This is a genomic window from Picosynechococcus sp. PCC 11901 (genome assembly GCF_005577135.1).
Taxonomy (GTDB): domain Bacteria; phylum Cyanobacteriota; class Cyanobacteriia; order Cyanobacteriales; family MRBY01; genus MRBY01.
The window spans coordinates 786832-799984 of the sequence record NZ_CP040360.1; the positions used below are offsets into that span (position 1 = coordinate 786832).

The 13153-nt window shown below is 49.8% G+C and carries 11 protein-coding genes; 5 read left to right on the forward strand and 6 right to left on the reverse strand.

Going from position 1 to position 13153, the window contains the following annotated elements; translation table 11 throughout:
* From FEK30_RS04780 to FEK30_RS04795, 5 genes are all read right to left on the reverse strand, one after another.
* Positions 1-3231 (reverse strand): PAS domain-containing protein, encoded by a 3231-nt coding sequence (locus FEK30_RS04780; protein ID WP_138072098.1) that lies wholly within the window; start codon positions 3229-3231, stop codon positions 1-3.
* A 345-nt stretch (positions 3232-3576) separates the two neighbouring features.
* Positions 3577-4977, reverse strand: coding sequence for a glycosyltransferase family 4 protein (locus tag FEK30_RS04785; protein WP_138072100.1), 1401 nt, complete (start codon positions 4975-4977; stop codon positions 3577-3579).
* A 90-nt stretch (positions 4978-5067) separates the two neighbouring features.
* The gene (locus FEK30_RS04790) at positions 5068-6819 is read right to left on the reverse strand and encodes a bifunctional metallophosphatase/5'-nucleotidase (RefSeq protein WP_255447959.1); all 1752 of its coding nucleotides are present in this window, start codon (positions 6817-6819) and stop codon (positions 5068-5070) included.
* Positions 6731-7054, reverse strand: coding sequence for a hypothetical protein (locus FEK30_RS17050; protein WP_255447960.1), 324 nt, complete (start codon positions 7052-7054; stop codon positions 6731-6733). The genes FEK30_RS04790 and FEK30_RS17050 overlap by 89 nt, the downstream gene beginning before the upstream one ends.
* A 41-nt stretch (positions 7055-7095) precedes the next feature.
* A complete protein-coding gene (locus tag FEK30_RS04795) occupies positions 7096-8715 on the reverse strand; it encodes a mechanosensitive ion channel (RefSeq protein ID WP_168191117.1) in 1620 nt (539 codons plus the stop codon).
* A 191-nt stretch (positions 8716-8906) separates the two neighbouring features.
* Here FEK30_RS04795 and FEK30_RS04800 point away from each other — a divergent pair, with 191 nt between their 5' ends.
* The 5 genes from FEK30_RS04800 to FEK30_RS04820 all read left to right on the forward strand — a co-directional run bounded on the left by FEK30_RS04800 (position 8907) and on the right by FEK30_RS04820 (position 11792).
* The gene (locus tag FEK30_RS04800) at positions 8907-9350 is read left to right on the forward strand and encodes an SRPBCC family protein (protein ID WP_030006713.1); all 444 of its coding nucleotides are present in this window, start codon (positions 8907-8909) and stop codon (positions 9348-9350) included.
* A gap of 51 nt (positions 9351-9401) precedes the next feature.
* Complete coding sequence (locus tag FEK30_RS04805) at positions 9402-9674, forward strand: UPF0367 protein family (RefSeq protein WP_030006712.1); 273 nt, start codon at positions 9402-9404, stop codon at positions 9672-9674.
* Between the two features lie 104 nt (positions 9675-9778).
* Positions 9779-10447: an energy-coupling factor ABC transporter ATP-binding protein gene (locus tag FEK30_RS04810; RefSeq protein WP_030006711.1), complete on the forward strand. Its 669-nt coding sequence runs from the start codon at positions 9779-9781 to the stop codon at positions 10445-10447.
* A gap of 6 nt (positions 10448-10453) precedes the next feature.
* Positions 10454-10882 (forward strand): dUTP diphosphatase, encoded by a 429-nt coding sequence (dut, locus tag FEK30_RS04815; RefSeq protein ID WP_030006710.1) that lies wholly within the window; start codon positions 10454-10456, stop codon positions 10880-10882.
* Positions 10883-10943: 61 nt separating this feature from the next.
* Positions 10944-11792 carry a hypothetical protein gene (locus FEK30_RS04820; RefSeq protein WP_138072102.1) on the forward strand — a complete coding sequence of 283 codons (849 nt, stop codon included), beginning with the start codon at positions 10944-10946 and terminating at the stop codon, positions 11790-11792.
* Positions 11793-11975: 183 nt separating this feature from the next.
* Here the strand turns inward: FEK30_RS04820 and psbA are convergent, their stop codons facing one another.
* Positions 11976-13058: a photosystem II q(b) protein gene (gene psbA, locus FEK30_RS04825; RefSeq protein WP_012307032.1), complete on the reverse strand. Its 1083-nt coding sequence runs from the start codon at positions 13056-13058 to the stop codon at positions 11976-11978.
* Between the last annotated feature and the right edge of the window lie 95 nt (positions 13059-13153).

The following is a 13153-nucleotide window of genomic DNA, read 5'->3' on the forward strand; positions in this document are numbered from 1 at the left end:
TTAGCCCGTCGGGGACTGTTCCTGTAACCAGTGATTGAGAGTTTCTCGGAGGGTTTGGGGATTGAGGGGTTTACTGAGGTAGTCGTTCATGCCTGCTGCTAAATACTGCTCTTGGTTGGCTTCTCCTAGGGTGGTGGTGAGCGCAATGATCGGTATCTGCCGGTGGCGATCGCCGCCACCACCCCGGCGAATATGTTGGCTCGTTTGAAAGCCATTCATCTTGGGCATGAGGCAATCCATCAAAATTAAACGATAGGGTTGATTTTCAGGGGTTGCTTGGAGCAGCCGTAGGGCTTCTGTGCCCCCTGGGGCGACATCGACGGAAAAACCAAACTGTTGGCAGAGGCTCCGAATAATAATTTGATTGACGGGGTTATCTTCCACGAGGAGGAGGCGGGCCGAGATTTTTTGGCCCTGTTTGCTTGCGCTAGGTTGGGAACCAGAATCTGAGGTTCTAGCGTTTGGCTGGGCGAAATTTTCACAGAAACGCCGACAGGCCTGCCACAGAGGACGGGATAAAATCGGCTTGACGAGGTGGTGGGTTGCCGTGAGTTGGGGGAAGCTTTGGGGATCGGTGGGGCTGTAGGGAAACGTGGTGAGCAGCAGTAACTGGCAGGTTTTTTGGAGGTAAAGCTGTTGGAGATTTTGGGCGAGGGTCAGGGCATCGATCTCCCTCAGGGAATGATCCAAGATCAGGAGGGGCGTTGCGGTGGTGGGGGGCTGGGTTTGCCAAAGGGCGATCGCCTCTTGGCCATTGGCTGCGGCTTGGACAGTGGCGCCCCAGGCTTGGAGTTCATCGCGCAAAATTTCCCGTTGGGTTTGTTGCTCTTCGACGATGAGGATCTCTAGCCCCTGCAAGCTATCGGCGGTCATCCGCGACAGTTGAGAACGCCCCGCCCCATACCCTAGGGTGAAGGTAAAACAGCTCCCCTCCCCTGGGGTACTAACCACTTCAATGGTGCCCCCCATCACCTGACAAAGACGCTGGGTAATCGCCAAACCGAGACCCGTGCCACCATAACGCCGGGTGGTTCCTGCTTCTAACTGGGTAAAAGGCTCGAAAAGATCGTTCAATTTCTCAGCGGCGATGCCAATGCCAGTATCCGTCACTGAGCAGGTAAAATCGAGGCGATCGCCAACCCGCTCCGTTTGACAGCGAATCATCACCTCCCCTTGGTTGGTAAATTTAATGGCATTGCTTACCAGATTCGTCAAGATTTGTCGTAAACGCCCAGGATCCCCTTGGATAGAACCGTGCCGCAAACCCCGTAAATCAAAAATGAGATTGAGACCTTTCTCCTGGGCCGCAAACGCCATCAACTTGGCAAAATTTTCAAAAAATTGATGAAGATCAAAATCCACCGTTTCTAGTTGCAACTTGCCGGCTTCCATCTTCGAGAAATCCAAAATATCGTTCAGCAAGATCAGTAAAGATTCGGCGCTAGAAAGGGCGATGCGGGCGTGTTCTTGCTGTTCTGTGGTGAGCTCTTCGCTATAGAGCAATAAATTGAGCATTCCGATAATGCCATTCATGGGCGTCCGAATTTCGTGGCTCATGGTGGCTAAAAACATACTTTTGGCATGGGCGGCCGCTTCTGCTGCTTCTTTGGCATCAATCAACGCCTGCTCCGCCTGTTTGCGATCGCCAATGTCACTATGGGTACCAATAATCCGCAGGGGTTCCCCTGACGGCGTCCATTCGATCACCTTGCCCCGGTCTAAAATCCACTTGTAGGAACCATCTTTGCACCGCACCCGATGTTCACTGCGATAGGTTTCTGTCCGGCCATCAAGGTGAGCCTGGATGGCTTGATAAGTCATTGCCAAATCATCTGGGTGGAGACGACTTTCCCATTCCATCAGGGTGTCACCAATTTCCGCCTCGCCGTAGCCCAACATCGCTTTCCACTGCCGCGAAAAAAAGACATGATTTGTTTGGGCATTCCAATCCCAGACCCCATCCCCAGAACCCTCTAGGGCAAATTGCCAACGGAGTTCACTTTCCCGGAGAGCCTGTTCTGCCAAGACTCGCTCCGTAATATCGAGGGCAGTCCCAAAAAAACGGATGGTTTTGCCAGAGGCATCTTTTTGACTACTCCCCCTCGCCTCATGGTAGAAAATTTGGCCATTGGTCAGTTGGGCACGGTATTGCACCACATAGCTTTCGCCCGTGCGCATCGCTGTTTCAACGCAGCGTTTGAGGCGTTCCTGGTCATCGGGGTGGATTAAAGCCCAATGTTCATCGTAGGTGGGCGGCCCCTGGGCCATATTTAAGCCAAACATCCGCAACAGTTCCGGCGACCAGGAGAGATGACCAGTGGCTAGATCGACTTCCCAGCTACCGATATGGGCGAGGCGTTGGGCTTCCTGGAGGGAGGCTTCACTGCGTTTGAGGCGTTCTTCAAAGCGTTTGTAGGGAGTCAGATCAATGTGGGAGCCAATGATACGCAGCGGTTGACCTTGTGCATCCCATTCGATGACCTTACCTGAACAAAGCACCCAGACAGTGGAGCCATCTCGGTGACGATAACGGACTTCGTTGCAGAAGGGAATTTCGCCGTGGCTAGCAATGTGCTGTTGCAGGTTGTGGTTAACTTTCTGGAGATCTTCGGGAAAAATCAGTTTTTGCCAGGATTCTGGGCGGTTAGGCAGTTCGTGATCTGCATAGCCAAACATCCGCTTAAAACTGGGGCTGAGATACTCGATATTGTTGATACAATCCCAGTCCCAATAGCCAGCAAAGGCATTTTCAAGAATTTCTTCAAAAAATTTCAGTTCATGGTGACTGTATTCCGGTGCTGCGGCTGGTTCTGGGTCGAGGTGTTGGCGTAATTCGGCGAGGCGATCGCCAGGCAAGATTCCCACTGGTCTCCCTTGCTCATCCACAAGGGTTAGCCAAGCAAGCTGCTGCTCGGCGAAGTATTGACATAATGATTCAATTTGGTCGAGGGCGGCCACGGGATAGGTCGGGGCAGGCCGTTGCATAATCTCTGCGGCGGTGGCCGTTTGGGGATTTTCCCCCTGGGCGATCGCCCGTAAAATATCCCCAGGAGAAACGGTGCCAAGGAGCTGTTCGTTAGCCATAACCAGCACACCAACAAGCTGAGGATCGGCACAAAGGCGATCGCTCAATGTAATGAGAGATAGATTAGGCGAAACAATAACCGGTTGATGCAGCAAACTGGCGATCATTTCGGGCACTGGAAACCGTGATGGAAGTGCTGTTGACATGGCACATAGGCTGAAAGAAAGTCGCGGCAGGAAGTGCAACAACCAACTTTTATGTATCAATTCCTTGGGAGATAACTCTTATCTTATCAAGCGATGTTTCCTGTTGTTTGATTTATGAAGGGAAAAGCAATATTTTTTTCGTTTAAATTAAAACGATCGCTTCATGATGTAAAAACAACGCCTCTAAATTTTCTAGTAATTGACAGTAAATCTCAATTCAATTTCAGTCTAAAAATCTCAACCAGTAGATCCAGCTAACATTAAACTGCTATGAATTTTTTCCATCTTGAAATACATTAATTGTTTTTTGAATTTCAGTTAGATTATCAGTGCTGAGATTGCGGACTATTGAACAATCAGATAACCGTCACGATACCAAGTTTCAAGCTGTGCGGGGGGAATGCCGCTGGCGATCGCCTCTTTTTGGGTAAACCCTTCAGGATATTCACTGAGCAAAGTTTGCAGTGCGGGAATGGTTTGGTGTTTGGCGAGAAAATCGTGGTAAATGCCCCCTTCCCAGAGGTAACACCACGACGGTAAACGGTAATTGGTTTCCTCCGTGATGGGCGTATAACGATAGGCGAGGGGGTCACGACATTGCGCGTTTAAAATCGCTTGGGCATAGCCTTCGAGTTGGCTTTGTACGCCATAATTTTCGTGGAGATAAGCAAGGGTTTTGGGGGAAGTTTTGCGTTTTTCTATAATAATTTGCGCGGCGATCGCCGCCGCTGTTTCTGCATCCCCAAAATGGACTTTATCAATTAAATGATCGGGCAACAATTCCCGATGGGTCGAGACACGGGACACAATCGCTGGTGTGCCACAACCCAAGGATTCATAGGGAGAATTACCAAAGGATTCAACAAAATTACCCAAGCCCAAGGTGACAGCACCCAAACTGTAATATTGCGGCATTAACGACTGGGGAATCCATTCATGAAAAATGAAATTTTGCGTTAAATTGCGGGTTTTAATTTCCGTTTCCATCTCCCGATAAAAGGCTGCCACTTCCGGCGAAATGCTCACCTCTAACCAGCGGGGAACCAGCACTTTTAAATTTTTAATGCCGTATTTGTGGACGAGTAAATCAGCGACGGCGATCGTTTGAGGTAAACCCTTGCTGGGTTCAGGGCGGTGGGGATGAATCACAATCGCATCTTTTGCCGGATCAACAGGCACAATCGCCAAAATTTCTTGCGGTGGAGTCGGTTTAAAAATATCCCAATCAATGCCCGTTGAAACGACTAATAGCCGCTCATTTAATTCTGGCAAAAATCGCCCCATTGTCTCCGCATAAAATCGCCGCGAATATTCCGACACCGCAATCAGGCGATCGCCCTGAAACAAAAATCCCCCAAGGATCGTTTCCGGATAGACGTTATCCCGCAGGGCTACCACTGTCGGAATGTGCTGGTAAGCATAGGGAAAGAGAAATTCGCCGTCGTGCATATAAAAGCGATCCGCCCCATCGAGGTGAGCTGCCACATCCTGCATCATGTTCGCAATATCGTAGGCGGGGATGGCGTAGGGCTGTGGAAAGGGTTGATGGAACCGCAAAATCGGTTTAACCAGCACATTGTCATGCCAGCGAAATTCAACGCAACTATCGGCACAACGGGTCGAGAGAATCACCACCTCATGCCCCATTTCCCCCAGATACACCGAAATATTTTTAATCTGTTTCGGTGCGCCCCCCAGCACGCGATCGCCAAACAGGGGATTAATCGAGAACATGACAATTTTCATCGGTGGCAACCCAAACGCGACGGCAAAAAAACATTTCCGATCAAAGCAAACCCAGATCAAGCCTAGTTTAAGATTTGACTAGGAATCGTTTTAGGCAAACTCAATCTGTAACCGTCCATCCCGCCATAGACCCCCCGCTTTCGTCACGCCGCCATAGGTTTTAATGTGGGTAATCAAAGCTTCCCGCAGCAGCAATTCCGTATCTTTGCTGGGCAAGATATCGAGATTAAACAAGTCAATATCCAGATGCTTTTGGGTAAATTTAGTTTCCCAGTGGCAGGCAGGTTGCCGGATAAAACTATGGGTCACAAAGGTAAAAGTATGCGCCAGTTGATCTTTTAACGGTGTACCCCGCACCAAAATAGCTGTTGCTTGGGCTGCGGCGCGATTTTCACCAAGCTGAATTTTGTAGCGAATTTGCCCGCTAAATTGCACAAAACCCCGTTCTAGGTGGGCTTCACCGTAGCGATTTGCCCGCCGTGCATTGTCCTGCAACAGATCCCAAAGTTGTGCCCCTGTGATTTGAAACAAACGCAACGTATCGGCGTGGGGCATCACCGCAAACCAATCGCCATAGACCAACGTTGCTGGGGGTAAACCTGCGCACAACACCGCCGCATCGGTCAGGGCAAAATCTACTTCGTAACCGTTTTTTTGTGCCTGTGCCACCATGCCTGCTGTGATGAAATTGGCAAAGGCGGATTCATGGCTGGCAAAATCATTTAAAACGACGTCGGTTTCTAAATCGGGGTGATCGGCGACCATGCCCAAGGGGTGATTCAGTTTTTTGTGTAGGGAGGTAATGATCGGGGCAATCTGGGTTTGCTCAAAGGTTCGCTCGACGGGCAGATCGGCAGTCACAGACAGTTTGGCATTGGTCACAGTGGCGGGCTGCTGCTCATCTCTCAGGGTAATGGTCACTTCCCCTAAAAACCGCCCTAAAGTTCCCGCCTGCACAATGGGAATGCCGTTGACGATATTTTCTTGATTGAGGCAGGTTTCATTCAAAATGTGGTGGGTGTGTCCGCCGATAATCAAATCCACTGCGCCAGAGGGTAAATGTTCCGCCAGTTGGCGATCGCCGTAACCCTCTACCGTGGCACTGGTCGAATGGAGGTCATAGCCCAAATGACTGAGGATAATCAGCACGTGGCAATAGGGACGCAACACAGGTAAAAGATTTTTGACAACTTGCACCGGATCGACAAAGGTTAAATGGCGCGCATCGGAACCCTTCATTTGCGCCGAGGTGGTTAAGCCGATAATGCCGACCCGTACCCCCTTCACATCCAGTAATGCCGCCGGATAAACGACCTTTTTTAGCTGGGCTGGCGGTAACAGATTCGCCGACAACACCGGAAAATCCCCCGACCGTTGAATCATTTTGGCGAGGGCATGGGTGCCTAAATCGAGATCGTGATTCCCCAAAGCGGCGGCATCGACCCCCAAGGTTTGATACAGATCGTAGGCATGGTTGCATTCAGAAACCAGCGCATCAAAGGGGGTTCCCACCATGTCATCCCCCGCCGAAAGGAGTAACACCCCAGCTTTGGGATTGTTGGCATACTTGCGTTGTTGCTGGTGGTAACGGGAGACAAGCCGCGAAAAAACAGGGATATTTCCCTCTGGGGCAAGGTGACTGATGCGTCCATGTAGATCATTAAAATGCAAAATTTTTAACCGAAAGGGGGTCACAATCGGCAGGTCAGCGGCGCGGGGGATTTGGTAGCGACTGGAAATATTGGGATCAACGTCAATCGCGGTAATGGGCTGGGTGGCATCGCCAATAAACAAAAACCGCGATCGCCCTTGATTTTTCGCCAGATAGGGAGCGGCGACCAAGCATAGCGGATTGGGGACAAACGCAGATTCTGATCGGGCAGAAGGCTTTGGGAGTGGAAGGTTTGGCTGGCTGTTCACAGGACTTCCCAAAAGGATGACGACACAGGGAGAGGCGATCGCCACAATGACGAAATGCAGTTTCTAGGGGAAGCGTGGCACAGTTGTTTAATCGGCGCGTTAAGGTTCCGTTAGTGGGCTGTAAAGTTCTGCCAAAGTGACCGAAAAAAAAAGACATGGTTGCGACCATGTCCAGATTAATTACGTTTTTAAGGGCATTTAGTCGTTTTTCATCGAATCAAGCCAATTTCTCACCTGTTCTGCGGCGATATCTTTACCACCGAGACCAAAGGCAATGGCGATCGCCACAGCGATCCCACCGACCAGCAGTCCAAAGGCAAGGTTGACGATATTGGTCGCAATGCCCATTTGTTCCAGTGCCATCGCGCCCACGAGGACGAGAATGATAATCCGCGCCGCTTGACCGAGGATCTTCGATTGCCTAGAGCCAGAGGCAGCCAGGGCTTTGTAGGAAATGTTGGAGAAATACAAACCCAACGCAAAGATCAAAAGGGCGACTAACACCTGTCCGGCGATCGCCAAAATGACCCCCACAACGCTGGTGAGAGCTTCAATTTGCAGCACATCAACGGCAGTCAGCGCCGCCACTAACATAATGACCACCAGGGAAATCGTCCCCATCACCTGGGAAGGGGTTTTACCCGGTTTCGCGGTTTCGCCCTCGCCTTCCCTCGGAGCAGCACTAACCATTCCGTCTAGGCCGAGCCAAGTTAAGACATTATCAAAGCCAAAACCCGTCAGTACATTGCTCACAAACTCAGACACATATTCACCCACCACATAGGCAAAGGTGAGAATAATCGCAGCGGCGAGAATCTTGGGCAAGAGCATCAACACTTGATCCAACATGGCGATCGCCGGGAGCGAAATCGCCTCAATCTGGGCCACTTCTAAGGCAGAAATCGCCACAGGGATCAAGATCAAAATATAAGCAATGGTACCGAGCACCCAAGACAAAGACTGTCGCCCAGCACTACTAGACAGACCAAATTTTTCGCCAATTTGATCTACGCCCGTTGCCTTCAGGAGGTTGGTCACCAAACGGCGCACCACCTGGGCAATGAACCAACCCACAACCCCAATCAGGGCCGCCGCAAAGAGATCCGGCAGGATTAGCAATACTTCATCCACGACATCCCGTAGGGGCGCGAGGGTATTTTCTAAGCCCAGGGTTTCGAGGATCGGCGTAAGGAAAAAGAAGAAAATAAACCAATACAGCGCATTGCCGATGGTTTCACTGATATTCGTGGTCTGGGATTGCGGTGCCGTTTCTGCTTCTGTCGCCTCGGTCTCAGCGTCGGTGTCCGCCGGATTAAGGCGCTCATCTAGGCGAAAGGTATTTAGGCCTTTGACCACAATTAATTTGGCAATGGTGGCCACCAACCAAGCAACCCCTAACCACAAACCCGCCGCAAACAGTTGGGGCAAGAAGTTTGTGACTTGACTAAGCAGTTCATTCAGTGGTGTGTAAACCCCGTCAAGCTGGAGGGTTTCTAAAACAGCCACCACCGTAAAGAGAATGACGAACCAGTAGACGATATTCGCCGCCCAAATTTCAATGGGCAGATCACTTTTGCCGTCGTGACCGGTGATCCAAGCGGCAATTTTATTATCGACATCGGTTTTATTCAGCAACCCTTTAACGATGGCTTTCACCACTAGGGCAACGATCCAACCGATGATTAAGATGGCGATCGCCTTAATGATATTGGCGACATCTTCCCCGACGAGGGTTTGTAGAGACTCCGGTAATTGGAGTGCTAAAACAGCATAGGGGTCACCCACAGGAGGCCCCAAGGTATTGATTAAAGGTGACATTGTTTCAGAATTAAAATCAAATAACTACATCGCTAATCACGGCCATAATGGGCGTTTTTGCGCTAATTTACGGCAAGACGTTGCCTCTTCCACCCTACAAAGATCCTCCGGATTTTTCACCCGCAAAAAGGATAAATTCGCTATATTTCTTTTCATAACTTTGGGAAAATCCACCTTTAGATAGAATTTTGATGGAAATTTTTGAGCAATCAATTCAAGTGCGGGCCAGTGCCACCTGTGTTGAGCAGTGTTTTACGGATCTAGAAACCATGCACCGCTGGTTAAATCCCCTGCTGCGGTGTGAACCCCTCGGCGATCGCTGGAGCACAGCCCTCGAAAGTCAAAGTCGCTTTTGGTTAAAAATTCCCTTGGTTAACCTGGTGTTGAATAATCGCGTCGTGGAACGGGAACCAGGTTTGATTGTCTGGCAATTCACGGGCTTTTTCCGGGGGCGAGACCGTTGGGAATGCATCCCCAATGCCACAGGAACCCAGTTGGTAAACCGCTTTCAGTTTGAAATTCCCAATCCTTTGGTGCGTTGGGGCTTTAAAACCTTTGCCGCCCGCTGGACAAAGAAAGATATGCAGGCCCAACTGCGACGGATCAAGGCGATCGCCGAAGCCACCCAACCGTGATCTCCCAAACCGTTTAAGATAAATAACAGGAAAAATAACCCGTAAACCTGCATGTATAGTCTGGATTTGACCCTCAAATATAGCCCGATCCCCGTTTCTGTCCAACGTAAAGAAGCCGATACTGCCCAAGCACTCTATCAATCTGTCCTTGAGGCGATGAAAGGCGACCACGCCACCCTCCTCGAACTCACCTGCGAAAAGGATGAGGATAAAAAAATCGCCCTCCTCAGTGATCAAATTAGTGCCGTTGTCCTCAACAAGAAAAGTGGTGCAGCTGCTGGCGGACGGGTACCAGGCTTTTTTGCGACCCAAGCGGCAGAATAACAAAGGTCTCTGGCCTCAACCCACGGGGGGCGATCGCTGCCCTCTTTTTTGTTACGTTTACTGTGTCGTTGTGATTATGGCCCCCAGTGACCACTCCCAAAGCCATGTCTAGTTCTGCCATTGCCGTCGAAAACCTAAATTTCAGTTGGCAACCGGACAAAAAAATCCTCAGTCACTGCAATTTAGCCGTCCCCCAGGGAGAATTTTGGATGCTCTTGGGCACCAATGGCAGTGGCAAATCGACTCTGTTACGGATTCTGGCGGGACTCCTAACGGCCGATTCGGGTACCGTTGAATTGATCCAACCCGTTGGCTTTGTCTTTCAAAACCCAGATCATCAGTTGGTCATGCCTACCGTGGGCGCAGATGTCGCCTTTGGCCTGGTTTCTGAACGCTTACCAACCCCCAGCATCCAACAGCGGGTGGCCGAAGCCTTGGGAGCAGTGGGTTTAGGTAATTTGGCTCGTCGGCCGATCTATGCCCTCAGTGGTGGCCAAAAACAACGGGTCGCCATTGCCGGGGCGATCGCCAGACATTGTGAAGTGCTGCTCCTCGATGAACCCACGGCCCTCTTGGATGGTGATACCCAACTCGATCTCGTCAAACAAGTGCAACATTTAGTTAAAAGTCGGGGGATGACGGCCCTCTGGGTGACCCATCGCCTCGATGAATTAGACTTTTGTGATGGGGCCTTCCTCTTGGAAAATGGCCGAGTCGTTGACCAAGGCGATCCCCAAACCCTCAAACATCGTTTACAAACCACCACTGTCTAGCTTTCTATGCACCTCCGCCTCCTCAAGCTCCACCCCAACGCGATTATTCCTAAGTATCAACATGATGGGGATTCTGGCGTTGATCTTCATGCCATCGAACCTGTGGCGATCGCCCCCCACAAAACCGCCTTGATTAAAACGGGCCTCGCGGCGGAAATTCCCATTGGCACCGAACTTCAAATTCGCCCCCGCAGTGGTTTAGCCCTCAAACAAAGTGTCACCGTCCTCAATAGCCCTGGCACCATCGACGCCAACTATCGCGGTGAAATCGGCGTGATCTTAATCAACCATAGCGATACAGTCTTTGAGGTCAAAGCCGGGATGCGCATTGCCCAAATGGTGATGGTTCCCGTGATGCATTTGGATATTACGGTGGTTGACAAAGTCAGCGACACAAGCCGAGGTACGGGCGGGTTCGGCTCTACGGGCACTTAAATCCAAAGTGCCTTACGCTAAATTGGAAGAAAGGTAACTACGGTAGGCAACATTTGCGGCTATGGACTTTTCTTTTTTTTGGGGCTTAGGGTTAGGGGGAATTGGCCTGTTTTTTACGATGCGCACCGTCCAAAAGCAGGAAATTTTAAAGCTCAAAAAAAACTTTGCCACCCAACAGGAAGCCTACGAATCCCAGCTCCAGCTCCAGGCGGAAAACTACAGTTTAGAAATGGCGAATCAAGCCCAGGATTTTCAACAGGCGATCGCCGACCTTGAACAACGCATTGCCAGCCAAACTCAAATTAAAGAACGTCTCGAGCAAAAGCTACAACGGGAAAAAGAATTAAGCCTCGCTAGCCAAAAGAAACTCCGTGAAAATAACCGCGACATTGACGAAATTCTTGAATCTTTAGAACAATCACAACAGGATGTCCTGCACCACAAAGAAGCAGAAATCAGCCAACTGAAAGCCCAATTACAAGAATATGCAGTTAACTTAGAACAGCAAAGAGTTGATTTATTTAATCTCCAACAGCAGTCAGCTTCCCAACAAAAGACCCAAGGCGATCGCCTCAACGCAGAACAAATACAAACCCTTGTGGGTACTCTACTACCAGAAATCACCCTTCTGCGGGACTCTCTAAATGTATTAGTAGACCAGCCCGAAAACCTCGCCGCTCTCATCAAAGCCCTGAAAGATATTCTCGAAGGCCAAGCCTACGCCGCCAAAAAAGTCCGCGCCACTGACAACAAATGGACAGAATGCCGGGTGCCCCATATCAATTTGATGCGCCTTTATTATCAAAAATGTAAAAAAACATCAGGCTATCAAATATTAATTTCACCCAAGAAAAATCAAAAAAGCCAAGATCAAGATTACGAATGGCTCAAAAATCAAAGTAGTTGTTAATGATTGACCAAAAATATATTTTTTCAACTGCGATTGCGATACCAACAATCCGAAATTTTCCCAAAAAAAGCAAGCAAAAACCCCCACCATCTCTGGTAGGGGCTCTCGCCAATCATTACTTATTCAGTTTTACTGTCAAAGCAATCATCTTTTCTCAACTAAGCCCGAAGACTCAAACAGTTATTAACCGTTGATTGCAGGTGCTTGCAGAGCCACAGGTGCTTGCTCGCCAGCTGCTAAGTCTAAGGGGAAGTTGTGAGCGTTACGCTCGTGCATTACTTCAAAACCGAGGTTCGCACGGTTCAGAATGTCCGCCCAGGTGTTGATTACACGACCTTGAGAGTCAAGGATGGACTGGTTGAAGTTGAAACCGTTCAGGTTGAATGCCATGGTAGATACACCAAGAGCAGTGAACCAGATACCGACTACAGGCCATGCACCCAAGAAGAAGTGCAAGGAACGGCTGTTGTTGAAAGATGCATATTGGAAGATCAAACGACCGAAGTAGCCGTGGGCTGCAACGATGTTGTAAGTTTCTTCCTCTTGACCGAACTTGTAACCGTAGTTCTGAGATTCGGTTTCAGTGGTCTCACGTACCAAAGAAGAGGTTACGAGAGAACCGTGCATTGCGGAGAACAAAGAACCACCGAATACACCAGCCACACCAAGCATGTGGAAGGGGTGCATCAGGATGTTGTGCTCTGCCTGGAATACGATCATGAAGTTGAACGTACCAGAGATACCCAAAGGCATACCATCAGAGAAGGAACCTTGACCGATGGGGTAGATGAGGAATACTGCAGTTGCTGCTGCTACGGGAGCAGAGAATGCAACACAGATCCAGGGACGCATACCGAGGCGGTAAGAAAGTTCCCACTCACGACCCATGTAGCAGAAAACACCAATGAGGAAATGGAAAATTACCAACTGGTAAGGGCCACCGTTGTACAACCACTCATCTAAGGAAGCAGCTTCCCAGATGGGGTAGAAGTGGAGACCAATTGCGTTAGAAGAAGGTACAACTGCGCCAGAGACGATGTTGTTACCGTAGAGAAGAGAACCTGCGACGGGCTCACGGATACCGTCGATGTCAACGGGGGGAGCTGCGATGAACGCAATGATGAAGCAGGTAGTAGCAGTGAGAAGGGTAGGAATCATCAGGACGCCGAACCAACCGACATAGATGCGGTTCTCGGTGCTGGTGATCCACTGACAGAACTTCTCCCACAAGGAAGCGCTTCCGCGCTGTTGTAGTGTAGTAGTCATATCGTTATGATTGCTATGAAATTATCAAGGTGCGCTCTGGAAAAACCAGAACTGTTTTGTATGTATGTGTCCATACTAGCAACAAAATGAAGTTT